Genomic DNA, 23,965 nt, shown 5'->3' on the forward strand with positions numbered 1-23,965 from the left:
ATTAAATAACAAACTATTCCTACCGTAATAAGCAGGAAAAATATCCTCCTATCTTGTAAAATCCCAAAAGCTGCTCCCCTATTTTCTAAATAAGTGAGATTTATTATTGGACCTTCGATTGGGTTAGCTATAAAATTATTAATTGCGTAAATTTTGCTAAGTCTATCTAAAATTAGACCAGCTATTATTATAAATATATATATCATTTAATTTTCCTATATTCTATGTGGTAGTTTCCTTTTTTACTTAAACCGCTTATGGAATCATATATAAATCTTCCATTTTTTCTAATAGAAATCAGGGAAGATTCATTTACTCTATATGATGGATTATCTATAGTCTGAAAATCAACCTTAACCATTCTGGCGGCAACTAGTTCTTTGGCCTTGCCTCTTGATGTAGATATAAATTCTGCTACAAGATTATCAAGTCTTCGGCTTGAAACGAATCCTTTATGATATTCATATTCTAAAGGAATTAAAGAAATTTGTCCAGCTTCTTTTTCTTTTAATTGTATCTTTTCATTTTTAATTTTTGTTAAATTGAATTCTACAAAAGAAGCTATCCCCTTATCGATAACAAATTCTACCCTGGAATCTAGTATAGAAATATCACCTATCTGATTTCTATCTACACCTAAACTTAATAAAGCTCCAAGTACATCAGGATGGCTTATTTCGCATGAGTCAAATTCTAATACACTTAGATAATTAGGCTCATATAGAGGTAGATAGTAGTAGTTTGCAACAAACATCTTTCTTTCAGCATCAGGGTTACCACCAATAAAGGCAATATCGATATTATTTTTAGTAGCAATATCACTTATCACTTTTTGTTCATAGGGATCTAAGAAAAAGCTTGTTGTTTCGACTTTTCTATAATAAGCTTTTTCTAAAAAAGCCAAGGCTTTCCTTATATTTGTTTTTGTCTGTTTATCTAAAATATGGTCGAGATTATATATTAAAGCCATAAAAATAAAAGATCGAAATTAATCGATCTATAATTGGTTATAATTACCTTCTGATATTTGATCAGCTACAAAAGAATCTATCTCAACACCATTAGGTGTGATTACAAATATACCTTTAGTAACCTTCTTCATATTACCTTTGAGAGCGTATACTGCTCCACTAACAAAGTCAAATATCCTCATTCTAAGGTCATTATCAACCATCTCTAAATTAAGAACCACTACTCTATTTTTTAGGATTTCTTCTATTACTACTGGACCATCATTATCATAATCTAATGGTTCTTGAATTGAAATTCTCATATTATTACTCCTAGAAAAATTATTACTGTTCATGCTAACTACATTATCATCCACACTGCTTGTATATGAGCTTTTATAAGTATTAGTATTATTTTTACCATAAGAGCTTGATGAAAAAGTGTTTGATGAATATGATGGTGTCTTGTCATCATCTAATAGATTGCTATAAGTTTTACTTTCTTTTTTTTCTTCTTTGGCATCTTCATCATCATAATACATTTGCTCATCATCATAATCGTCATAATTATCATCAATTCCAATGAATTCTTTAAACCTATCTAACATTTAAACCACCCTTTTTCTTTTTAAATTCTTACACTTATTATATCCTAATTTTAATATATGTAAAAATTAATATTCGCTCTTAATTTCTCTATTCATTAAATCTTTTACCGATTGGTCACAATCTTTACCTTCAAAAAGAACTTCATATATCTCATTTGTTATTGGAAGCTCAACATTTTTTTCCTTAGCTAATTCATAAACTGCCTTTGTTGTAGGTATACCTTCAACAACCATATGGATTTCTTTTTCAAGTTCTTCTATGCTTAAACCTTGACCTACTAAAATCCCTGCTCTGTTATTTCTAGAATGTTTACTAGTAGCTGTCACTATCAAATCGCCAACCCCTGCCAAACCATTTATAGTTTTAGGGTTTGCACCAAATGCTTTCGCAAACCTATTCATTTCGTGAATCCCCCTTGTGATGAGGGCTGCCTTCGCATTATCACCATATCCTAGTCCACTTGACATACCTATTCCAAAAGCAAGTATATTTTTAATAGCTCCACCTAATTCAACACCTACTACATCTTGTGATGAGTAGACTCTAAAATAGTCTCTAACAAATAGCTGTTGTAATTCTTTTGCTAAACTTTCATCTTCACAAGCGCAAACTATTGTTGTTGGCATCTTAAAAATAACTTCTTCAGCATGTGATGGGCCACTTAATACTGTAAATTTAATATCCTTATTAAAATCATTAAAAATTTCTGATATTCTCTTATGAGTGTTTAGCTCCAGACCTTTTGATAAGTTGATAATAACATGATTGCTGCATAGATAATCTCTAGATTTTTCCAAGACTGACCTTATATTTTGGGTTGGTATACCATTGATTATATATTTATTTTCATAAATCTCTTTTAAATCAGAAGTAGCTCTTATCTTTTCATTAAGTTTTATATCTGGAAAATATTTACAGTTTATATGGTTTGAATTTATGGAATCTGCCAATCTTTGATCTCTAGCATATATCAAAACATCATCTTTTTCTGCTAGAATATTTGCTATAGCTGTCGACCAAGAACCAGCTCCTAAAATTGATATTGTCATTTAATCACCTAAAATATTTTTTTCTCTTCACCCTTGATAAGTCTTTTAAAATTATCCTTATGTTTATAAATTATCATCAATGCCAAAATAGATAAACATATAGTAAAGCTATTAATTCCAAACTTATATATACCGTATACAATAGCTACAAGAGCAGCACTCATAGAAGCAAGAGATACTATTCTACTTGCAAACATCACCACTAAAAATACAGCAAATAGGGTTAGGGCAAATACAGGATTGATATATACCAAAGCTCCAAAAATTGTTGCTATTCCCTTTCCTGCCTTAAAATTAAGGACGAAGCTATACATATGCCCAATGACGACAAAAAACATCGCTAGATAAATTCCTTCTTCCCCAGCAAGTTTTTTACCAATTATGCAAGCAACAATAGCCTTTGAAAAATCAAATAGAAATGTTCCTAAACCTGCTAATTTCCCGAAATTTCTCAAGGCATTTGTACTTCCTACATTGCCAGAACCCATTTTCCTTATATCTTGTTTAAAAAATATTTTTCCAATCACATAACCAGCTGGTATTGATCCTATTAGGTAGGATAGCAGAATTACTAATATATATTTCATGATTTTGCCTTATGTTCTTTGAATACAAAACTAAAAGGTACACCAGTCAATGCATAATTTTGTCTGATTTGATTTTCTAGATATCTAGTATAGGAGAAGTGAATTAAATCTCTATCATTTATTGACAACAAGAATTTTGGTGGCATAGTTCCTACCTGGCTCATGTAGTAAATCTTAAGTCTCTTACCCTTATCTTGTGGAGGTGGATTTAATAGCATTGCATCTTGTAAAATTGTATTTAAAACACCAGTCTTAATTCTCATTCTATAGTTATTATCTACAGCTTCTATCATATCTAATAGGGTATCTATTCTTTTATTATCCTTAACTGACATAAAGACAATTGGTGCATACATTGCAAAAGATAGAGTCTCACGGATCTTTTTTTCCATATCAGCCATTGTATTAGTCTCTTTTTCAACCAAATCCCACTTATTTACTGCAATTATTATTGCTTTTTTATTGTTGTGGGCATAACCGGCTATCTTTGCATCCTGCTCTGTAACTCCTACTGTAGCATCTATCAAAAACAAGCAAATTTCTGCACTATCTACAGCATCAAAAGTCCTTTGATTGGCATAATATTCTATGTTTTCTTTAACTTTTGCCTTTCTCCTTAGGCCAGCAGTATCAATTAAGACATAGTTTTTGTCATTGTATTGCCAATAAGAATCTACAGCATCTCTAGTTGTACCAGCGATGTTTGTTACTATCATCCTATCTTCATTCAAAAGCAGATTGACAAGAGAACTTTTACCAGCATTTGGTTTACCTATTATGGCAATTCTTGTCTCGTCTTCGGGTGAATCAAACTGAGAAAAGTCAATATAAGATGTAACTGCATCTAATAGGTCTCCTAGTCCCTTTGCTTGTTCTGCTGATATAATTTTCAAATCATCAAATCCAAATTGATAAAAATCATAAATGTCATCTGGCATTATCATATTATCGACTTTATTTGCTACGATTATAACTGGCTTATTATATTTTCTTATTTCATTTGCAATATCGACGTCATGAGGATTGACTCCTTCTTTACCATCGACTACAAATAGTATTAAATTTGTCTCAAGAAGAGCTTTTTCTACTTGCCCTCTGATTTCGACATTCATCATCTCTTTACTTGATATATCTATACCGCCAGTATCAACAAGCTGAAATTCATTATTTTGCCATTCTACTTTATCGACAATCCTATCTCTTGTAACTCCTGATATATCTTCAGTAATTGATTTTCTTTTGCCAACTAGTCTATTGAAAAGCGTAGATTTACCTACATTTGTTCTACCTACTAGGGTTACTATTGGTAAGGCCATTTTATCACTCCATTGTTTGATATTGAATATTCAATATCGCCTATCATAATTTTCTTATCTTCATTAATTGTTCTTTTTTAAAATTCTTATCTATCCCTCTTATAATTAAGATTGAAATAGCTAAAAATACTAAAACGCTTAATAAAGAAATAAGATTTAAATCCAAGTTAGAATTTTTAAATAGTAATGATGGGCCTATAGCTCCAATCATCACCATTATTACTGGAAATATATATACAATAGCAGAAAGTTTATTGATTTCATTCGCATCACTTTCTAGTATTACTGTATCTCCTTTTTTTATATCATCCGCTGAAAACATTTCAATTATAGTTGATTTTCTTTCTGCACAAGAGCCATTTGCTGCACATGAGCCGCACGCGCTATTCCTATCAACTTGAATTTTAAGATTTCCATTATTATTTTCAAGGACTAAACCTTCTTTAGTCATTGACATTATTTATCACCTCAATTTAATATTTAACTCATTTAAAGCCTTATCATCAACGATTGATGGTGCTTCTGTTAAAGGACAAGTTGCTGATTGTGTCTTAGGGAATGCAATTATGTCTTTGATATTATCAGTTTTTGCAAATAGCATTAATAACCTATCAAGACCATAAGCTAGTCCTGCATGTGGTGGTGTACCATATTGTAGGGCTTCAATAAAGAAACCAAATTTATTTTCTATATCTTCCTTACTTAGTTTTAAAGCTTTAAAGACTCTTTCTTGTAGGTCTGAATTATTAATCCTTACTGAGCCTCCCCCCATCTCGTCACCATTTATAACTATGTCGTACGCTTGGGTTCTTACCTTTTCTGGTTGAGTTTCAAGTAGGTCTATGTCCTCTTCGTTCATCATAGTGAAAGGATGGTGCTGAGCAACATACCTATCTTCTTCTTCACTATATTCAAACATTGGGAAGTTTACTACCCATGTTAGGGCATATTCTTTTTCATAAAGGTTATTATCTTTTGCAATCTTTACTCTTAGGGCACCTAAGGCTTCTAGAACTGTTTTATCCTTATCAGCTGCTAGGAATATTAAATCGCCTTCTTTTGCTCCTAGTTTATTTTTCAATCCTTCTATAATATCACCAGTTAAGAATTTTTTAATTGATGATTGCATATCTGAGTTAAATTTAACATAAGATAGACCTTTAAGTCCATAATCTTTTACAAAATCTGTTAATTTATCAAGTTGTTTTCTTGAATATTTATCTTCTAATCCTGTAAAGTTAATGGCCCTTACAGATCTACCGTCTGATGTATTGTCTGAAAATACTTTAAAGTCACTATCTACAAATATATCAGATACATTTTGAATTTTATAACCATACCTTAAATCTGGCTTATCTGAACCGTATGACTCAATTGCTTCACTATAATCCATCCTTGCTATTGGTAGTTTTAAGTCATAGTCTGTGTACTTATCGAATAAAGTCTTTAGTAAACCCTCATTCATTGCTATTACATCATCTTGGTTTGAAAAACTCATTTCAAGGTCAAGCTGAGTAAATTCTGGTTGCCTATTCGCCCTTAAGTCCTCGTCCCTAAAACATTTTACAACTTGGAAATACCTATCTAGAGATCCAATCATCAAAATTTGTTTTAGTAACTGTGGTGATTGTGGAAGAGCATAAAATTTACCTGAATTTATTCTTGATGGTACAAGATAGTCCCTAGCTCCTTCTGGAGTTGGTTTTGTTAGAAAAGGAGTTTCAACTTCTGTAAAATCATTGTCATACATATATTCTCTCATTGTTCTAACAATATCAGATCTAAGCTTTAGATTTCTTTGAACAGATTGTTTTCTCATATCAAGATATCTATATTTTAACCTTAAATTTTCGCTAACATCATCATCATCCTTGATATAAATTGGTGGTGTCTTTGCCTTATCAAGGATATTGATCTTATCAGCGATTATTTCAATATCACCTGTTGGAATCTCAGAGTTTTTGCTTTCTCTTTCAAAAACCTTTCCCTTAACTTCTATTACATATTCTTGAGCTAAGCTTTTTGCTATCTGATAGTTATCAGCATCTTCTTCTCTGACCACAATTTGGCTAATACCAGTCTTATCTCTTAAATCTATAAATACAAGAGATCCAAGGTTACGTTTTTTGCCAACCCAGCCCATCAAAACTACTTCTTTACCTAAGTCTTCAATTCTTAGGCTTCCACACATATTTGTTCTTTTAAATTCCATATTTCCTCCCATTAATTTAAAAATGGATTGTTATCTAGTTCAAAGCCCAAAAGGCTTTCTTCGTTATGTCCAGGATAAATTATATAATCCCTATCAAAGCTTGCAAGTTTATTTTTGATAGAATCTATTATTTCTACCATTGAACCGCCAGGAAAATCTGTCCTTCCTATTGACAACCTAAAAAGTGTATCGCCTGTAAATATTGCCTTATCTATTACAAAACACATTGAGTCAATCGTATGGCCCGGAGTTTTAACTGCTCTAATATTATATTTACTAAATACATCATTATCTTTTAGATAAATATCAATTGGAACTTCTAGATTCCCTAAATGATGTCCTAGGTTATAATTTTTATCTTCAGCTATATCTTTTGCATCTTCGCTAGCATACACTGGAACACCATACTTATCTTTATAATACTTAAGTCCTGTTACGTGGTCAAAGTGAGTATGGGTTTGAAGGATAAATTCAATCTTAATATTATTATCCTCGATATACTTATCTACGGCAGGAGATGGATAAGCACAATCTACTAGAAAGCCCTTCCCATCTACTGAAACCACATACATATTTGTCATAACTGGCCCTAGGGTAAATCTTTTAACTTTCATCAAAAAATCCTCTCACTATCTAATATTATGGTTACTGGACCATCATTTGTAAGAGATACTTGCATATGGGCTTGAAATTTGCCAGTTTCTACCTTAAATCCCTCTCCAATTAAATTATCCCTTAATTTTAAATAATAATCATTTGCTTTTTCTAAATTTGCTGATTGGGTAAAGGATGGCCTATTGCCTTTTCTTACATCTCCATATAAAGTAAATTGGCTAACTAATAAAATTTCTCCTCCTTTATCCTTGAGACTTAGGTTAAGCTTACCTTCTTCATCTTCAAATATTCTTAAATTGCTTATTTTTCTTTGTATATAGGCAAGGTCTTCATCTGTATCTGTTTCTTTAACAGCTAATAAAATTAAGTAACCATCGTTTATCTCAGATATCTTTTCCTCATCCACTACAACACTAGCTTGTGTAACTTTTTGTATAATTGCTCTCATTAATTTTTCACCCTAAATACATCCGATACTGTTTTTATCGTCTTTAATTTTTTTATTACATCTTCTAATTCTTGCGTGCTTTTAACCTCAATTATAAGATCCATTATTCCTTCATCAGAATCTGTTCTCGCATTTATGCTTAGAATATTGACATCAAATGTCGAAATTATCTTTGATACCTCAAATAAAGTTGATGGACTATTTAGAGAAATTATTTGAATCTTAACAGGGAATTTGTCAGTGGTTAGATTTTGCCAATAAACATCTATGAGTCTTTCTGGTGACTTAGAATTTATTATATTTGGGCAAGTCTTTACGTGGACTGATATACCATTACCCTTGGTTATAAAGCCGACTATTGGGTCCCCTGGAACTGGTGTACAACATTTTGCAAATTTAACCTCAACATCTTCCGTTAAATCAGAAACTCTAATCTCGTTTGTAACCTGAGTTTTAATCTCCCTATTGTTAATTTCAAAAGACTTATCTATTTTTTCTTGGTTTTCAAGCTCTTTTTCTCTTCTAATAAGTTTTTGGCTTATTTGCTCTGGTGTTGTCCTTCCATAGCCTACAGATGCATACATTTCATCCTCTGATGGGAACCCTAAATCTGTAGATATCTCGTCTAGCCATTCTGGCTTTAAGAGGCTTTTGTAATGTTGCTTATATTTTTTAAGCTCCTTTATTACAGAACTTTTTCCTATTTCAATATTTTCTTCTTTATCATACCTTTTAAAGTATTGTTTTATTTTTGATTTGGCTTGGTTTGATTGTACAATATTAAGCCAATCCCTGCTTGGCCCTTGAGAATTTTTGCTTGTGATTATTTCAACAAGGTCTCCTGTTTTTAGCTTATGGGTTAGGGGCACCATCCTGCCATTGACTTTGGCCCCTACGCAAGAATTACCAACTTCGGTATGGATTTTATAGGCAAAATCTATTGTACAAGACTCTATTGGCAATGAATAAACTTCACCTGCAGGAGAATAAACATAAATTTCTCTTGAGAAGAAGTCGTTTTTCAAAGTTTCCATAAATTCTTGGTTATTTTGCTCTCTGCCACCTTCTTTTTGCCATTCTACAATTTGCCTTAAAAAGCTCATTGCATCATCAAAGTCTGATTTGGTATTTTTATTTTCCTTATATCTCCAATGAGCAGCTACACCGAATTCGCATTCTCTATGCATCTGCCTTGTTCTGATTTGTACCTCAAAAGGCCTTGAATCATCTCCAAAAACTGTTGTGTGTAAAGACCTATATCCATTTGGTTTCGGTTGACCTATATAATCCTTAATCCTATTAGGTATAGGTCTCCAGATTGAGTGAACCTTACCCAAAACAGCGTAACATTCAGCAATTGTATCTACTAGTACCCTAATAGCTGTTAAATCGTAAATTTCCTCAAAGGCAATTTTATTTCTTTCCATCTTTTTATTGATAGAATATAGAGACTTTGGTCTGCCTGAAATTTCAAAGTTTATTTTTGTATTAGCAAGTGATTTTGTCAAAGTATCAATTATTTCATTGATGTATACTTCTCTTTCTCGTCTTTTTACACTTACCATCTCAGCAAGTTCATAATACTTATCAGGCTCTTGGTATCTAAAACACAAATCTTCTAATTCCCATTTTAATGAATAAATTCCAAGTCTATGGGCTAGAGGTACGTAAATTTCGATAGTTTCATTAGCTATTTGGATCTGTTTTTCTCTTGTCATATACTCAAGAGTTCTCATATTATGAAGCCTATCTGCTAGCTTTATTAGAACAACCCTAACATCGCTAGCCATAGCCATTACCATTTTTCTAATATTTTCAGCTTGTTTTTCCTCACGAGAGTTGTAATTTAAGTTTTTTAGCTTAGTTACGCCATCAACTAGGAAGGTTATTTCCTCTCCAAAGATTTCTTTCATTTCATCTCTTGTTACAGGAGTGTCTTCTAAAACATCATGCATCAAACCTGCACATATAGTTTGATCATCTAATTTCATATTAGATAAATTCTCGGCAACAGCTATTGGGTGGATAAAATAATCTTCTCCAGAATTTCTCTTCTGTCCATCATGATTTTTCACACCAAAATCATAGGCTTTTTTAATAAGATCAATGTCAGCCTTCGGATTATTATTTAGTATAATTTCTTTAAATTTTATAAATTCTTTGTTAAAATCTGTTGCCATAAAATCACCTGATATCTATTAATTTAAGTTGTAGGGATCTTTGACCCCTAAATTCGTTTATATCTGGATAATAAACTATATCTATTTTTTGTCCAACTATTTGGCCATTAAACTTATCTTTTAAATACTGAAATTCTTTCTCAGCTCCAAATTTTATAGCATTATAGTAGGAGCCATTTTGAAACAGTGATAGCCTCATAGTATTTTTATCCTTACCTATCATTGAAAGGCTTGCAATCGAAACATCCTTATTTGCAAATAAAGGCTTTTCATTTTCTTTACCAAAAGGCTTTAATTTTAAAAGGCTTTCGGCAAATTCTAATGATAGATTAGATATATTTATTTGACTATCTACATTGATTGATTTTTCTTTTTCCTTATCGGTAAGCTTTGAATTTTTGTTTAAAAATTTTCTAAATTCATCAATATTAGTAATTTCTATTGAAAGTCCACAGGCCATAGGGTGACCTCCAAATGAAGCTAATTTGCCTTTAAAGGGTAAAATTTCTTCATAAATATTATAAGCTTCTATTGATCTACCCGAACCTTTTGCTATATTTTCATCTTTAGATTTGGTTAAAACTATTGTAGGTCTGTAGTATTTTTCCTTTATCCTACCAGCTACTATCCCACAGATAGATTCATTGAAATTTTCATCATAGACTACTATTACATCATCCTTGTCATAGGAATTTTCTTCTATTATTTCACACGCTCTCTTATAAGCAGATTCAGTCAGCGACTTTCTTTCGTTGTTAAGTTTGACTAATTCACGAGCTTTATCATAAATATCATCTATATCCTCTTCTATCAAAAGATCGATGGCCATTTTGGCTGATTTAAGCCTGCCTGTAGTATTCATTAGAGGACCTAAAATAAAGCCTAGGGTGTATTCATCTACTTCTTTTTCCCAACCTGCTTCATCTAAGAGGGCTTTGATACCAATTTTCTCTGTTTGATTTAGCCTTTTGAGTCCTTCGATTACAAATATCCTATTTTCATCAGTTAGGGAGACGACATCACAAACTGTTCCCATGGCTACATATTCAAGTAAAGAATACAAATAGTACATATCTCCATCTAGCTTTTGGTAAAGACCTTGCATCAGTTTAAAGCTAACTCCTGCCCCACATAAATCATCAAAAGGATAATTAGAATCTAATCTTTTAGGATTTATGACTGCATTGGCCTTTGGAAGAACTTGTTCTACCCATTCATCATTTTCTTTTTTTTCAATTTGATGGTGGTCTGTCACTATGACATTTATATTATTAGCCCTTAAATTATCTATTTGTTCAAAACCTGTTATACCATTATCACAAGTTATTACCAAAGATACCCCATCATCTATAGCCTTATCACTCATCTTTGAAGATATGCCGTAGCCTTCATCTACCCTGTGAGGAATATCATAAGATATATTATCGTAATAAAACAGCATTCCATCCATCAAGGTCATAACAGATGCTATACCATCTTGGTCATAATCACCAAATATTCTTATTTCTCCACCTTCTTGCATTGTCTTTATAATCAAATCAACTGCCTTGTCCATATCATTTAGTAGAAAAGGGTCGTGTAATTTGTCAAGACTTGGCCTTATAAACATATCTACTATTTTAGGGTCGATTATATCCCTATTTCCTAATATTAATGCCTGCAATTTTGTAATATCTTCTATTTTTAAATTATTAATGTAATTTTGTTTTTTATTGTATATAAACCAGTTTGCCATAAAATCCTTTCATAGAAATTATACTCTTTAATTGCTTTATATAAAGAAAAGGGCCCCTGGCCCTTAATCTAAAATGTCTTCGATATATGATTTTTCTATGGTGATATAGGATGTTTTTGCTCCTTCACCAGTAATAATTGTAATAACATTTTTATCAATATTTGTAACGTAACCTATTATTCCAGATTTAGTGATAATTTTATTAGATTCTTTTAAATTATTTTCTATATACCTATTTTTTTCTCTTTCTTTCCTGTATTCTTTTATATTTGTATAATAAAATCCTGAAGCTAAAAGAATTAAGATTATATATTCTAATTTCATTAGTAACCATATTTACTATAAAATTCTTTTTTATAGTCTAAGAAAGAATCATTCATTATAGCTTCCCTTATATTTTCGCACATTTTTAGTAAAAAATATAAGTTATGGTAAGATAGAAGCCTTGCTCCTAGGATTTCATTGGCATTTATCAGGTGTCTTATATAAGCTCTCGAATGGTTTGAGCAAGTATACAATCACAATCAGGATCAAGTTTTGAAAAATCATCCTTATAAGTCGCATTTTTCACTACCAATCTCCCCCTAGATGTGATTGCTGTACCATTTCTTGCTATTCTCGTTGGAAGAACACAGTCTGCCATATCAATGCCAGCTTGGAATGATTCAAATAAATAATCAGGTGTACCTACTCCCATATTATATCTTGGTTTGTCTTCTGGTAATAAAGGAGTTGTAAAATTTAAGATATCAATCATCTCTTCTTTTGTTTCACCAACAGATAGGCCACCTATAGAATATCCGTCAAAATCCATTGCTGTTGTTTCTCTTGCAGATATTTCTCTTAAGTCCTTAAACATTCCACCTTGTACTATGCCAAATAGTGATTGGTCAGGATGAGAATGTTCTTTATGATAATCAAGCCCTCGTTTTGCCCATCTTAGAGTTCTCTCCATTGAATTTTTCACATAATCGTAATCAGCCCTCGCATCTACACATTCATCAAAGCTCATCATGATATCAGAATGTATAGTATTTTGAATTTCTATTGCTTTTTCAGGTGTAAAGAAGTGTTTTGATCCATCTATATGAGACCTAAACATAACTCCTTCTTCACTTATTTTTCTATTATCAGCTAGAGAAAAAACTTGAAATCCACCAGAATCAGTAAGAATTGGCCTATCCCAATTCATAAATTTATGAAGGCCACCTGCTTTTTCCATTATATCCATACCTGGCTTTAAGTATAAATGATAGGTATTACCTAAGATAATCCTTGCTTTCATTTCTTTTAAGTCATCTACAGTCATTGTTTTTACGGTACCTAGAGTTCCTACTGGCATAAAGATAGGAGTAGGAATATCTCCATGGGCTGTATGAATCACACCAACCCTTGCATTTGTGTATTTATCTTTTTTAATTAATTCGTATTTTAAAGGCATCTTTCCTCCTATTTTATAAACATACAATCGCCGAATGAGAAGAATCTATATTCTTTTTTAACTGCTTCATTGTAGGCGTTTAGTATAATTTCTCTGCTTGTGAAGGCTGCTATTAACATAATGAGAGTTGATTTAGGTAGGTGAAAATTTGTTATAATCGCATCTACTACTTTAAACTCAAAACCTGGATATATAAAGATGTCTGTCCAACCAGAATCTTCACAAACTTTATTGTTTTTCTGATAAACTGATTCCAGAGTCCTAATAGAAGTAGTTCCTACCGCTATCACTCTGTTTCCTTTGGCTTTTGCATCATTTATTATATCTGCGGTTTCCTGAGAAATTGTGTAAAATTCGGAGTGCATCTTATGGTTTGTTGGATCATCTTCACTTACAGGTCTAAAAGTTCCTAGACCTACATTTAGAGTAAGATAGGCTAACTTTATGCCCTTTTCTTCTATCCTTTTAAGAAGATCTTTAGTAAAGTGAAGTCCAGCTGTCGGTGCAGCTACAGATCCTGGATTTTTGGCATAAACCGTCTGATAATCTTCATCATCCTTTAGTTTTTCCTTTATATAGGGAGGAAGTGGCATATTGCCTAGTCTATCTAATATTTCATTAAATATACCATCAAAATAGAATTCTACTATCCTATTGCCATCTTCTTTTATATCTAAGACTTTACATGATAATTCGTCTGAAAATACAACTTCAGTTCCTATTTTCATCTTCTTGCCTGGTCTAACCAAGACTTCCCACTTAGCACCTTCTGTGTTGTTTAGTAAAAATACCTCAATTTTCTCAGACTTTCCTGGTCTTGCTCCAAATAATCTAGCTGGTATTACCCTTGTATCATTCATTACAAGGACATCACCTTCTTTGAGATAATCGATGATGTCATAAAAATATTTATCGCAAGTTTTTCCGCTTTTTCTATCTAAAACCATCATCCTAGCTTCATCTCTTTTAGTTGAAGGATGTTGGGCTATTAATTCTTCTGGTAAGTAATAATCAAATTCGCTTGTTTTCATTTAATCCTCATATTTTAAGCCATAGTGCTCGTAGGCTTTTCTTGTTAAAACTCTTCCTCTAGGTGTTCGTGATATAAAACCTATTTGTAGTAAATAAGGCTCATAAACATCTTCTATCGTTACATTTTCTATACCAGTTGATGCTGCTATTGTATCAACGCCAACTGGTCCACCTCCAAAATTATCATACATGGTGTAGATAATTTTCTTGTCCATATTATCAAGGCCCATCGGATCTATTTCAAGTAACTCAAGACCCTTTTTACTTGTTTCGTAGTCAATCTTTTCATCTGCCTTTACTATCGCATAATCTCTTACTCTTTTTAAGAGCCTATTTGCAATCCTAGGAGTTCCTCTAGATCTTTTAGCTATCTCTACTGCCCCATCATCATCTATTGGTATATCGAGTATATTTGCTGATCTTTTTACAATAGTTGTTAAATCTTTACTATCGTATAAGTTTAAAGCAAGTAAAACACCAAACCTATCACGAAGAGGGGCTGATAACATACCTGCTCTGGTTGTTGCTCCAATTAGGGTGAATTTCTCTAAATCTATCCTTATAGATTGAGCGTTAGGACCCTTACCTACTATTATATCTAAAACAAAATCTTCCATAGCAGAATAAAGTATCTCTTCAACAGAGCGATTAATCCTGTGAATCTCATCTATAAATAGTACATCACCTTGTTGGAGATTTGTAAGTATACTTGCTAGATCTGATGGCCTTTCTATAGCCGGACCACTTGTCACTCTAAGATTTACACCAAGTTCATTGGCAATAATTGTCGATAGAGTAGTTTTACCAAGTCCTGGAGGTCCTTGTAAAAGTACGTGGTCAAGAGGCTCTTTTCTTGATAAAGAAGATTTTATAAAAATATCTAACTTTTCTTTTACCTTATCTTGCCCGATATAATCACTTAGCCATTTAGGCCTTATAGAATTTTCAAGGCCTATATCTTCAATCTGCTCGTTACTTCCTACAATCCTTTGATTTTCATCATACATACAAAATCACCTATATTAGCCTTTTTAAACTCTCTTTTATCAATGCTTCAAGACTTAAGTTCTCATCTTTTAATTCTCTTAAAACTCTTGCAATTTCATTATCGAGATAGCCTAAGTTCTTAAGAGCTTGTCTTGCTACTTCATAATCGTTAGTAAAATCATCTTCAGTTTTGCTAGCAGGTATTTCTGGAATCGCCATTTTCTTAACCTTATCAACTAACTCTAAGATAATTCTTGATGCAGTCTTTTTGCCAATTCCCTTAGCTTTTGTTAACTTGTCAATGTCATTATTTACTATCGCAAGTTTTATTTCATCTGAAGATATTGATGAAAGCATTCCAATAGCAATCTTTGGCCCAATACTTGATACAGATATCAGGAGTAAGAACATCTCTAATTCTTCCTCAGATTCAAAGCCAAAAAGAGATATATCATCCTCTCTTACTTGCATTGAAGTATATATTTTATACTCATTATTTATTTTAATATTGGCAAGAGTTGTAAGTGATGAATTTATAAAATAACCTATGTTATTTGTTTCTAAAATAAAGCCTTCTTCACTTATCGCTCTTACATCACCTTTTATATAAGAAATCATTATTTCATCCTAAACTGTTCTTTAAATCTTTGACTAAGTACATGACAGAGAGCTACTGATAAAGCATCAGCAGCATCATCTGGTTTGGGTATAGACCTTAGATTTAGTAAGCTTGTTATGGTCATTTGCATCTGCTTTTTGCTTGCCCTACCATAACCAGTAATCGCCTGCTTTATTTGGAGAGGAGTATATTCGTAGATATCAATATTGTTTTGCTGAGCGCAGAGTACTTGAATTCCCCTCGCATGTCCTACTGTTATAGCAGTCTTAACATTTTGATTAAAAAACAATTCCTCAATTGCAAACTCATCAGGTTTATATTCTTTTATAATATTATCTAAATTATCATAGAGAATCTCTAATCTTTTTGGAGTCTCTGTCTTTGACGAAGTAGTAATTACTCCGTTTTCTAATACCTTAACTTTATTTCCATTAAATTCAATCACACCATAGCCCATAATGGCTATACCTGGATCTATTCCTAAAACTATCATAAACAAAATAAAAAGGGCTAATTAAGCCCTATTGATACCTTTCAAATACTTCTCTTATCAAACCCCTATAATAATACTCGGCATAAATATCAACTATGGACCTAGAAAGGTAGTTGATAGTTTTTTCATATATCTTTTGGGTTTGTTTTATTGTAATGTCTTCTGTAAAAATACTTTCTCTATTAAAAGTGAGCTGTTTATTTGTAGATAAATCGATGCCATATATCTTATTCTTTAAAACTATATCAGAAAAATTATAAACATCTTCTTTTAGTTTAGCTAGCAATAATTTATTATCCAATATAGAAGATTTCAAATTATCTCCTATTTCAATCATTCTTTTATCTTCTCTATTATAAAAATAATTCCTGCCTTCTACCAGATATTCAACCCCTAGTGTTTCTATCATTAATAGCTCTAATTTATCTACATCTTTTTTGGAATTAAACGCCCTATATTGAGCCTTAATTGATATTAAATATTCATACCTATCTATATCCTTACCAATATTTCTACTTAAGCTGTTGATTATCTCATCAATATCTACTAAATTCCAAAAATATTTCTTAAGATTCTTAAAGCAATAATCTTTTGCATAATAAGAATGCTTAGAAAAACTAGCTAGACATCTGTCATACAATAAAGACATAAGTGTATTAAGTGAGTATACATCTTTATCAACAAGATAATTATATTCAAGTTTTTCAATTATTGGAAAAGATTTACTTAATTCTGCCTTCATTGTCTTACCTCAGTTACTATTTTACCACAAATTAAAAGTCTTTTATTTAGATATATTTTTCTCGAAAATAAAAAAAAGCTAAAAATATAGTAAAAATATACATAACTAACTAATTATTGTATATATGTTTTGTTGTTTTAGCTTTTTAAAAATATCATATTAAAAAAAATTCAAAGGATTTTTTTTAAAATTTTGTAAAGTCTACTTTCAAATCATTTAATTTAAAAGAATAATTTACATCTTTTCTTTCGATATTAATAACTGACTTTTTTCTTAAATCTTCATCTTCATATAATTTTTCTATCAATTCATATGATGGATTTATAGCATGTGGATTTCCTACCATTTGGAACATTGTGATATCTCCATTTGTATCACCATAGGCATAGGAATTATTAAGATCTATGTCATATTTATCCTTAAGAATTGTTACCGCTGATAACTTACTCTTGCCATCCCACATAGGTAATACTTTACCAGTAAATTTATTATTTTCATCAAATTCATAAATAGTAGAAATTGACTCGGTGGCACTGTAAAGCTTTGAAAAATTGCCTACTAAAAAGTCTGGTGACCCTGATATAAAGAAAATTAAAAATCCATCTTCTAAATGCTTATTTACAGCATTTTTTGTAATATTATAAACCTTATTTTTATTTTCCTCTATTACTATCTGAGAATATTTATCTATAATTTTTTTATCAAGGCCTCGCATGGATTTTTGGTAGGCTAAAGCAGATTTATCTAAATAATCTTCATAAGCACCCTGTCTGTTTTCATATTTACTGTAGAGAGGTCCAATCTCATCTGTCCAAATTTTTTTATCTAAAATTCCATCTTCAACTAACTTTAAAAAATGCTCTATTAGAAGTGAATTTCTAAAAAGTGTTCCATCTATATCAAAAAAGGCTGCTTTATTCTTAGTCATTTAAGTTTTCCTTTTCTCTTCGTCTCTTAGCTTTGAATGTTTTATTCTTTCTTGTGTTTATTTTAACATTGCCCTTATTAATACCCAAATCCCTTCTTAAGGATACAAATAAATCTATTATAAATCCGGTCACTATACCAACAATTGCCGTTGTCATTAAAAATATAGCAATCCACGATGTATTCAATCCTCTAGGTGTTGTAAAGATAATTATTGAATATATCCCTATCAAAATCGATATAACACCTATTATAATTGAAGGCAAATATTTTAAAACCTTCTTATCATTTATAAAGTAAATAATTATAGTTATAATAACATTCATCAATACCAAAATGGGTAGGATAAATAGGCTTGAAGAAAATTCGCTTATTAAATTAATTAGACCAGACATTTTCTCTCCTTATTATACATATATCTTTTCGATATTAATATTTTCATTATCAAGGGTCATTAGCATCATGCTTGCTTTTCCATCTCTAGGTAGGCTTACAGAACCTGGGTTTAAAAATAATATACCCGATTTATTCGCTTGTGTGTATGTGTGAGTATGACCAAAAATAACTACATCACAAGAATTATCAACAGCTTTTCTCATAAGTCCATCGAGGGAGAAATCTACTCCATACTTATGCCCATGTGTTAAAAGAATTTTAACACCATCTAAATCTAGAATTTTTGTATAAGCTTCATTAGTAAAAAAATCATTATTGCCTTTAACTACATAGTAGTTTATACCAGTTTCATAAGAAATATATTTGCAATCTTCTACACCATCTCCTGCATGTATCATAAGATCAATATCCCCACTTTCTAGTATAAAATCTGAAATTTTATTATAATTTCCATGACTATCACTAGTAATTAATATTTTCATAATTATCAACCAAGAACTTCTTAAATGCTTGCACTGCCTTTGCCCTATGACTTATTGTATTTTTAAATTCTATATCCATTTGTCCAAGAGTTTTTGAATATTCATCAACATAAAATATTTTATCATATCCAAAACCACCTGTCCCATATTCTTTATCGGAAATCCTTCCATCAAGCCTACCTTCAAAATAATAGTCTCTGCCACTTTCATCTATGAAACAAACGACTGTTAAAAAGTAAGCTTGTCTGTCAGCATTATTTTCTAGCTCGGATAAAAGCTTATCTCTATTATCCTTATCACTAGCATCATTTCCAGCATATCTATGAGAGTAAAGACCTGGCCTTCCATCTAAGCTTTTTACAAAAAGACCCGTATCATCAGAAAAAACTTTCTTTCCGGATAGCTTAAAAAGAGCGTATGCTTTTTTATAAGCATTTTCTTTAAGAGTGTTGCCATCTTCTACTACATTAAAGTCTAAGATTCCTATATCTTTTGGTAGAAGGATATTTTCATGATTTAGCAATAATTTAACTTGCTCTAATTTATTAGCATTATTGCTTGCAAATAATAGTTCCATATAATCTCCTATTAACATGATAACAAATATCATTAGTTTAAGTCAAAATTTATTTTTCTATAATTAAGTTATATTTAGTAAAAGCTTCTTCCAAATCTAGAGCATTTGAACCTAAGTATTGGTCAATGCTAATGATTGTGGCTGGCATCCTTGTTGCAATTGCATATACTGGTGATTTTTCTATTAATCCATCTTTAATCCTGTGAATTAAAATTTCATCTGGTGTTTGAATAGCAATATACCTTTGATTAGCTAATACCACATAGTCCTTAAATTGTGTATTTATATTATACACTTGATCTCTTGTAATAATAGCATTTGTAGGATTAAGTAGTGAGTCTCCAATTGCAATATCCACATTGAAAAAGTTTTGAACAAAGCTATCGCCTTTGCCTGAAAATATTGATGATTGGAAAGCCCAGTATCCTTGATTTCTGATTATACCAAAGTTTGTATTATCAAATGCAAATTTTTCTGGATTAGCATTAGGGATTGCCTTTTTAAGCTCTTCTTTTACTTTCTCCCTAAATATCTGATCACTTTGTTCCTCTCCAGTAAATTCTTCAAGAGATATAAACTGCTTCGTTGATATGTTATCAGTTTCCATTAGTGCGTATTTTCTGATTGGGTTTTCGTTATTTTTATCAGTATAATCAATTGATATGAAATCTTTAGATACAAAATTTAATCGTGTATTAAAGTTTATATCTTTAAAAGTATATTTCTTTAAAACATCATCAACATTTTCGTTTTTTTCTAACTTAATAGGATAAGATTTTATCTCATCGTATAAATCAGTAAAATTATTTATATCAGAGCTTACTGTCCAATATTCATCTTGGTTTTTGATAAAAATGTCCTCACACTTCATGTATTTTATTGTTTCATCTGGTTCTACTCTTATTAAATAAGTGTAATACTTATATAAAGGTTTGTCACTTTCTGGATCTATCCTTTCTCTTACTCCTAGAAGCAAGGATAAATCTTCAGCTATATCTTCCCCTGTCTCAGTTGTGGTTCGTTCTTTAGAAGCCAATTTAGCGTAAGAATCGACTACTTTAGAGTCTACTTTATCTGATATTTTCTTTAATGAGATTAGATTTTCATCTTTTATCATAAATAAATTATTTTTATCAGTAATTATTAAATCTCTTGAGAATAATTGACCCTGGGATGCATTTATAACTATTACATTCCTATCTTTAAATTCTGGCCTAGTTTGTATCCCCCTATTTTTTAAATAATCTGATAATTTTACGAATTTAGAACTAAAACTAGGTGGAAAAGCATAAGAACCATTTATTGCAACTAAGTTTTTGTTGACATATAAATTATCACCCAAATTGATTTTTCCAGAACTATCATCAGATATTTCACCAGCAATTTCTACTACCTGCCAAGTTCCTTCAATAATTGGTGAATCCTGTTTTGGAGTTTGAATCAAATCTGAAAGGTCATTTTTATTGGAATTTATACATGAACTTAGCAAAATCATACTTAGACTTAATAATAAAAATTTAAATATTCTTTTCATCTTCTGCCCTCGGTAGTACAACAGTTACAACAGTACCCACTCCATATTTAGACTTAATGATTAATCTACCATCGTGAGCCTTAACAATTTCTTCACAAATTGAAAGTCCTAGACCTGTTTGAGACTTTGATGAGGATCCCTTAAAGAACTTACTAGCTACAAAGGCTATTTCATCTTCCTTGATTCCTTCACCATCATCTTTTATGCTAATTTCAATTTCATCACCATTAAGGTCGATAACTATATCAATACTTCCTGCTAAATCTGTAAATTTAATAGCATTATCAATTATATTTATAAAAACTTCTTTCATTCTATTCTTATCAGCATATACAAATAAGACCTTGTATATACTGGTAAACGTAAATTTAATGCCTTCAGATTGTGTCCTTGGGTATAGTTGAGTGTGGACTTGTTTTACTAATTCTACTATGTCTATCTTCTCTTTGTCATACTTAAAATTACTTGAAGATAATCTTGAAAAATCTAATAAATCTTCAACCATCATTGAAAGCCTATCTCCCTCTGATTCGATAATTTTAAGTCCTTGACTTACCATGTCTGCATCTTTCTGAATAGTTTCAGATTGTAAGGTAACTGCCCAACCCTTGATCGAAGTTAAAGGTGTTCTAAGCTCGTGAGAGACTGAGGATATAAATTCATTTTTCATATCCTCTCTTTTTACTATATTTTCACTTAATAGATTTAAGGTTTGGGCTAATTCACCAATTTCATCTTTACTAGAATCATCAGCCTTTATAGAGTAATCACCCTGAGCCAAAACTTCTGATACACCTATTAATTTCTTTAAAGGCTTAACAAAGCTATTAGCAGCTAAAAATGAGAATAATAAAGCTGCTGCACTGATGAATACTCCGAATAAGAAATAAAACAATATATCCTGATTTATTTGCCTATTTACTTTATTCATGGTACTTGTTAGTCTTAGGATGCCTACTTGCTGATCTGACGCCTTTAGTGGATAAGAAACAGATAAAACTTGCTCTTTTGAGTCTACATTTACCCCTTTAAAAGTACCAGTTGACCCTTCCTTAGCCTCGATTACGTCTTCATTTTCAATAACTTTGCCAATCATTGACGATGCTATAGAATCAAATAGTACTACTCCTGAATTATCAAGTATTTGTACTTGGCAGTCATTTTGTCTATAAAATAGATTTTTATCACCTATGATTACTTCCTCAAGATCGTATCTTGACATATAAGATGAATACTGTAATTGACTTATCCTAGCTTGATTTTTCATAGATGAAATCAATGAAGACTCGTAAAAATTCTTTACCGAATTATAGGCAAATATTTCAAATCCTATTACTGTTGTTAAGACAAAAAGCATGATTATCTTTATGAAAGTATATTTAATACTTTTTGATTCAATTAGATTTTTAGTTGTATCTTTAGTTGATTTTAATTTTCTTCCTATTTCCATCTATATCCAGTGCCCCAAACAGTCTCAATATATTCTGGCTTAGCAGGGTTTTCTTCTATTTTTGCTCTAATTCTTCTAATATTAACATCTACAATTTTAGTGTCATTGCTGTAATTATCACCCCAGGTTTCTTTCATTATTTCATCCCTGGTCATTGCTTTTCCTTTATTTTTAATAAAATATTCTAAAATAGTAAATTCTGTCGGAGTCACATCTATTTCAATGTCATCTTTGTAAAAAGTTTTAGAATATATATCAAGAGTAAATGGACCATCCTTTAAACTTTTGACATCTTCGTTTCCAGTTGAAACTGGATTTAAATTTACCCTTCTCATTAGGGATTTCACTCTAAGGATTAGCTCTTGAGGATTAAAAGGTTTTATAATATAATCATCTGCTCCCTTTTCTAATCCAAGTATTTTATCTATATCTTGACTTTTAGCTGATACCATTATTATTCCAGTCATTGGATATTTATCTCTGATTTTTTCACATACTTCAAGACCGCTTATACCAGGTAACATTATATCTAGTATAGCTACAGCTGGTTGTTCTTCGTCCACTAGCCTTAAGGCTTCTTCACCGCTTGAAGCTTCGATAGTTTGATAACCTTGGTAATCAAGGTTTATTTTCATAAATTGTCTAATAGGATCTTCATCATCTAGAATTAGTATCTTATTATTCATCTGTCATCCTTTCAAAGGCAATTTTTGCTGCACCAATTACACCAGCATCATTTAAAAACTTAGCTGGGAGTATTTCAATGTTGTAAGGCTTATTGCAGTAATTTTTGAAATTCTCTATCATACCATCCCACCAAATATCTTTGGAGTGGATTATTCCTCCACCAATTACTATTGCATCAGGGTCAAAAATGTTTCTTAAGGAGGTTAACAGATATGCGAGATTTGATTGATAGTTTTTAAGAACTTCCATAGCTTTATCATCCGTCTCAATTCTTGCAAAGATCTCTTTACCATCTAATCTTTTTCCTGTAAGTCTGAAATAATCCTCACTTATAGCAGGTCCTGCACAATAACTTTCTGCACATCCATATTGTCCGCATGTACAGTAATTTCCACCTGGATGAAGCATAATATGGCCTAGTTCTGCCCCTTGGAAATGAGCTCCTGAGAGTAGCCCACCTTCTTTTGTATAAATAGCTCCTCCTAAACCAGTACCTAGGGTAATCATTACGACATTATCATAGGATTGACACGAACCAATCCATTTTTCTGCAATCAAGGCAATATTTGCATCGTTTTCTACAAATACCGGTATATCTACAAATTCTTCTATAGCTGATTTTAGATTAAGACCTGTCCAACCAGTTATATTTCCAGCAAATGTTACGATACCATTTTCAGAATCAATAAATCCTGGCGTGCCAATTCCTATTGCACTAGCTTGCTTATAGTCTATAGCAAAAATTGATTTTTTGATATTATTTAGAACAACTTCTCTGCCTTCAGATGCTTGGGTATCTGTAGTATACATGTCTAAAATAATCCCTTCTTCGTTAACAAGGCACGTATTTATCTTTGTTCCACCGACATCTATTCCTATTACTTTTGTCATAATTCT

At 31.4% G+C, this 23,965-nt stretch carries 26 protein-coding genes and 1 pseudogene; all 27 read right to left on the reverse strand.

Annotated elements, in window-relative coordinates; genetic code table 11:
- A partial coding sequence (locus NH288_RS00600; RefSeq protein ID WP_265212292.1) for a signal peptidase II occupies window positions 1-206 on the reverse strand: 206 nt, incomplete at its 3' end.
- Window positions 203-904, reverse strand: a complete 702-nt coding sequence (locus NH288_RS00605; RefSeq protein ID WP_321161872.1) for a YlmH/Sll1252 family protein — start codon at window positions 902-904, stop codon at window positions 203-205. The genes NH288_RS00600 and NH288_RS00605, both read right to left, overlap by 4 nt.
- A gap of 93 nt (window positions 905-997) precedes the next feature.
- Complete coding sequence (locus NH288_RS00610) at window positions 998-1,558, reverse strand: cell division protein SepF (RefSeq protein ID WP_106460229.1); 561 nt, start codon at window positions 1,556-1,558, stop codon at window positions 998-1,000.
- Between the two features lie 66 nt (window positions 1,559-1,624).
- Complete coding sequence (locus NH288_RS00615) at window positions 1,625-2,608, reverse strand: NAD(P)H-dependent glycerol-3-phosphate dehydrogenase (RefSeq protein WP_265212298.1); 984 nt, start codon at window positions 2,606-2,608, stop codon at window positions 1,625-1,627.
- A gap of 8 nt (window positions 2,609-2,616) precedes the next feature.
- On the reverse strand, window positions 2,617-3,195 hold the full coding sequence (plsY, locus tag NH288_RS00620) for a glycerol-3-phosphate 1-O-acyltransferase PlsY (protein ID WP_265212300.1): 579 nt from the start codon (window positions 3,193-3,195) through the stop codon (window positions 2,617-2,619).
- Entirely contained in the window at window positions 3,192-4,511 is a 1,320-nt protein-coding gene (der, locus tag NH288_RS00625) for a ribosome biogenesis GTPase Der (RefSeq protein ID WP_106460226.1), read from the reverse strand. Before der ends, plsY begins: the two co-directional genes overlap by 4 nt.
- 43 nt (window positions 4,512-4,554) lie before the next feature.
- Window positions 4,555-4,962 (reverse strand): SoxR reducing system RseC family protein, encoded by a 408-nt coding sequence (locus NH288_RS00630; protein ID WP_265212303.1) that lies wholly within the window; start codon window positions 4,960-4,962, stop codon window positions 4,555-4,557.
- A 12-nt stretch (window positions 4,963-4,974) separates the two neighbouring features.
- On the reverse strand, window positions 4,975-6,723 hold the full coding sequence (gene aspS / locus NH288_RS00635) for an aspartate--tRNA ligase (protein WP_265212304.1): 1,749 nt from the start codon (window positions 6,721-6,723) through the stop codon (window positions 4,975-4,977).
- 11 nt (window positions 6,724-6,734) lie between these two features.
- Window positions 6,735-7,337, reverse strand: a complete 603-nt coding sequence (locus NH288_RS00640; protein WP_265212307.1) for an MBL fold metallo-hydrolase — start codon at window positions 7,335-7,337, stop codon at window positions 6,735-6,737.
- Window positions 7,337-7,786 carry a D-aminoacyl-tRNA deacylase gene (gene dtd, locus NH288_RS00645; protein WP_265212309.1) on the reverse strand — a complete coding sequence of 150 codons (450 nt, stop codon included), beginning with the start codon at window positions 7,784-7,786 and terminating at the stop codon, window positions 7,337-7,339. Before dtd ends, NH288_RS00640 begins: the two co-directional genes overlap by 1 nt.
- Complete coding sequence (locus tag NH288_RS00650; protein ID WP_265212311.1) at window positions 7,786-9,966, reverse strand: RelA/SpoT family protein; 2,181 nt, start codon at window positions 9,964-9,966, stop codon at window positions 7,786-7,788. The genes dtd and NH288_RS00650 overlap by 1 nt, the downstream gene beginning before the upstream one ends.
- A 4-nt stretch (window positions 9,967-9,970) precedes the next feature.
- Entirely contained in the window at window positions 9,971-11,701 is a 1,731-nt protein-coding gene (gene recJ / locus NH288_RS00655; RefSeq protein ID WP_265212313.1) for a single-stranded-DNA-specific exonuclease RecJ, read from the reverse strand.
- A gap of 63 nt (window positions 11,702-11,764) precedes the next feature.
- The gene (gene yajC, locus NH288_RS00660) at window positions 11,765-12,025 is read right to left on the reverse strand and encodes a preprotein translocase subunit YajC (RefSeq protein ID WP_106460219.1); all 261 of its coding nucleotides are present in this window, start codon (window positions 12,023-12,025) and stop codon (window positions 11,765-11,767) included.
- Window positions 12,025-13,142, reverse strand: a pseudogene (tgt, locus tag NH288_RS00665) (tRNA guanosine(34) transglycosylase Tgt). The gene yajC and the pseudogene tgt overlap by 1 nt, the downstream one beginning before the upstream one ends.
- 8 nt (window positions 13,143-13,150) lie before the next feature.
- The gene (gene queA / locus NH288_RS00670) at window positions 13,151-14,173 is read right to left on the reverse strand and encodes a tRNA preQ1(34) S-adenosylmethionine ribosyltransferase-isomerase QueA (protein WP_265212315.1); all 1,023 of its coding nucleotides are present in this window, start codon (window positions 14,171-14,173) and stop codon (window positions 13,151-13,153) included.
- Complete coding sequence (gene ruvB / locus NH288_RS00675; RefSeq protein ID WP_106460216.1) at window positions 14,174-15,181, reverse strand: Holliday junction branch migration DNA helicase RuvB; 1,008 nt, start codon at window positions 15,179-15,181, stop codon at window positions 14,174-14,176.
- A gap of 10 nt (window positions 15,182-15,191) precedes the next feature.
- Complete coding sequence (gene ruvA / locus NH288_RS00680) at window positions 15,192-15,779, reverse strand: Holliday junction branch migration protein RuvA (protein ID WP_265212324.1); 588 nt, start codon at window positions 15,777-15,779, stop codon at window positions 15,192-15,194.
- Window positions 15,779-16,273 carry a crossover junction endodeoxyribonuclease RuvC gene (gene ruvC / locus NH288_RS00685; RefSeq protein WP_106460214.1) on the reverse strand — a complete coding sequence of 165 codons (495 nt, stop codon included), beginning with the start codon at window positions 16,271-16,273 and terminating at the stop codon, window positions 15,779-15,781. The genes ruvA and ruvC overlap by 1 nt, the downstream gene beginning before the upstream one ends.
- Before the next feature lie 28 nt (window positions 16,274-16,301).
- Entirely contained in the window at window positions 16,302-17,015 is a 714-nt protein-coding gene (locus NH288_RS00690; RefSeq protein WP_265212325.1) for a hypothetical protein, read from the reverse strand.
- A 184-nt stretch (window positions 17,016-17,199) separates the two neighbouring features.
- Window positions 17,200-17,943 (reverse strand): HAD family hydrolase, encoded by a 744-nt coding sequence (locus NH288_RS00695; RefSeq protein WP_265212327.1) that lies wholly within the window; start codon window positions 17,941-17,943, stop codon window positions 17,200-17,202.
- On the reverse strand, window positions 17,936-18,337 hold the full coding sequence (locus NH288_RS00700; RefSeq protein WP_265212329.1) for a hypothetical protein: 402 nt from the start codon (window positions 18,335-18,337) through the stop codon (window positions 17,936-17,938). Before NH288_RS00700 ends, NH288_RS00695 begins: the two co-directional genes overlap by 8 nt.
- Window positions 18,338-18,349: 12 nt before the next feature.
- Window positions 18,350-18,820, reverse strand: a complete 471-nt coding sequence (locus NH288_RS00705) for a metallophosphoesterase (protein ID WP_265212331.1) — start codon at window positions 18,818-18,820, stop codon at window positions 18,350-18,352.
- Window positions 18,801-19,397, reverse strand: a complete 597-nt coding sequence (gene rdgB / locus NH288_RS00710; protein WP_265212332.1) for an RdgB/HAM1 family non-canonical purine NTP pyrophosphatase — start codon at window positions 19,395-19,397, stop codon at window positions 18,801-18,803. The genes NH288_RS00705 and rdgB overlap by 20 nt, the downstream gene beginning before the upstream one ends.
- 49 nt (window positions 19,398-19,446) lie before the next feature.
- The gene (locus tag NH288_RS00715; RefSeq protein ID WP_265212333.1) at window positions 19,447-20,931 is read right to left on the reverse strand and encodes a hypothetical protein; all 1,485 of its coding nucleotides are present in this window, start codon (window positions 20,929-20,931) and stop codon (window positions 19,447-19,449) included.
- Window positions 20,915-22,381: a sensor histidine kinase gene (locus NH288_RS00720; RefSeq protein WP_265212334.1), complete on the reverse strand. Its 1,467-nt coding sequence runs from the start codon at window positions 22,379-22,381 to the stop codon at window positions 20,915-20,917. Before NH288_RS00720 ends, NH288_RS00715 begins: the two co-directional genes overlap by 17 nt.
- The gene (locus NH288_RS00725; protein WP_106460206.1) at window positions 22,372-23,067 is read right to left on the reverse strand and encodes a response regulator transcription factor; all 696 of its coding nucleotides are present in this window, start codon (window positions 23,065-23,067) and stop codon (window positions 22,372-22,374) included. The genes NH288_RS00720 and NH288_RS00725 overlap by 10 nt, the downstream gene beginning before the upstream one ends.
- Window positions 23,060-23,959, reverse strand: coding sequence for an ROK family protein (locus tag NH288_RS00730; RefSeq protein WP_265212335.1), 900 nt, complete (start codon window positions 23,957-23,959; stop codon window positions 23,060-23,062). Before NH288_RS00730 ends, NH288_RS00725 begins: the two co-directional genes overlap by 8 nt.
- Between the last annotated feature and the right edge of the window lie 6 nt (window positions 23,960-23,965).

Source organism: Anaerococcus sp. NML200537 (assembly GCF_026131715.1).
GTDB classification, from domain to species: domain Bacteria; phylum Bacillota; class Clostridia; order Tissierellales; family Peptoniphilaceae; genus Anaerococcus; species Anaerococcus kampingae.

Coding starts and splice junctions, on each gene's coding strand:
- NH288_RS00610 (WP_106460229.1), bottom strand. CDS start 1,558: ATGTTAGATAGGTTTAAAGAATTCATTGGAATTGATGATAATTATGAC.
- NH288_RS00615 (WP_265212298.1), bottom strand. CDS start 2,608: ATGACAATATCAATTTTAGGAGCTGGTTCTTGGTCGACAGCTATAGCA.
- plsY (WP_265212300.1), bottom strand. CDS start 3,195: ATGAAATATATATTAGTAATTCTGCTATCCTACCTAATAGGATCAATA.
- der (WP_106460226.1), bottom strand. CDS start 4,511: ATGGCCTTACCAATAGTAACCCTAGTAGGTAGAACAAATGTAGGTAAA.
- NH288_RS00630 (WP_265212303.1), bottom strand. CDS start 4,962: ATGACTAAAGAAGGTTTAGTCCTTGAAAATAATAATGGAAATCTTAAA.
- aspS (WP_265212304.1), bottom strand. CDS start 6,723: ATGGAATTTAAAAGAACAAATATGTGTGGAAGCCTAAGAATTGAAGAC.
- NH288_RS00640 (WP_265212307.1), bottom strand. CDS start 7,337: ATGAAAGTTAAAAGATTTACCCTAGGGCCAGTTATGACAAATATGTAT.
- dtd (WP_265212309.1), bottom strand. CDS start 7,786: ATGAGAGCAATTATACAAAAAGTTACACAAGCTAGTGTTGTAGTGGAT.
- NH288_RS00650 (WP_265212311.1), bottom strand. CDS start 9,966: ATGGCAACAGATTTTAACAAAGAATTTATAAAATTTAAAGAAATTATA.
- recJ (WP_265212313.1), bottom strand. CDS start 11,701: ATGGCAAACTGGTTTATATACAATAAAAAACAAAATTACATTAATAAT.
- yajC (WP_106460219.1), bottom strand. CDS start 12,025: ATGAAATTAGAATATATAATCTTAATTCTTTTAGCTTCAGGATTTTAT.
- queA (WP_265212315.1), bottom strand. CDS start 14,173: ATGAAAACAAGCGAATTTGATTATTACTTACCAGAAGAATTAATAGCC.
- ruvB (WP_106460216.1), bottom strand. CDS start 15,181: ATGTATGATGAAAATCAAAGGATTGTAGGAAGTAACGAGCAGATTGAA.
- ruvA (WP_265212324.1), bottom strand. CDS start 15,779: ATGATTTCTTATATAAAAGGTGATGTAAGAGCGATAAGTGAAGAAGGC.
- ruvC (WP_106460214.1), bottom strand. CDS start 16,273: ATGATAGTTTTAGGAATAGATCCAGGTATAGCCATTATGGGCTATGGT.
- NH288_RS00690 (WP_265212325.1), bottom strand. CDS start 17,015: ATGAAGGCAGAATTAAGTAAATCTTTTCCAATAATTGAAAAACTTGAA.
- NH288_RS00695 (WP_265212327.1), bottom strand. CDS start 17,943: ATGACTAAGAATAAAGCAGCCTTTTTTGATATAGATGGAACACTTTTT.
- NH288_RS00700 (WP_265212329.1), bottom strand. CDS start 18,337: ATGTCTGGTCTAATTAATTTAATAAGCGAATTTTCTTCAAGCCTATTT.
- NH288_RS00705 (WP_265212331.1), bottom strand. CDS start 18,820: ATGAAAATATTAATTACTAGTGATAGTCATGGAAATTATAATAAAATT.
- rdgB (WP_265212332.1), bottom strand. CDS start 19,397: ATGGAACTATTATTTGCAAGCAATAATGCTAATAAATTAGAGCAAGTT.
- NH288_RS00715 (WP_265212333.1), bottom strand. CDS start 20,931: ATGAAAAGAATATTTAAATTTTTATTATTAAGTCTAAGTATGATTTTG.
- NH288_RS00720 (WP_265212334.1), bottom strand. CDS start 22,381: ATGGAAATAGGAAGAAAATTAAAATCAACTAAAGATACAACTAAAAAT.
- NH288_RS00725 (WP_106460206.1), bottom strand. CDS start 23,067: ATGAATAATAAGATACTAATTCTAGATGATGAAGATCCTATTAGACAA.
- NH288_RS00730 (WP_265212335.1), bottom strand. CDS start 23,959: ATGACAAAAGTAATAGGAATAGATGTCGGTGGAACAAAGATAAATACG.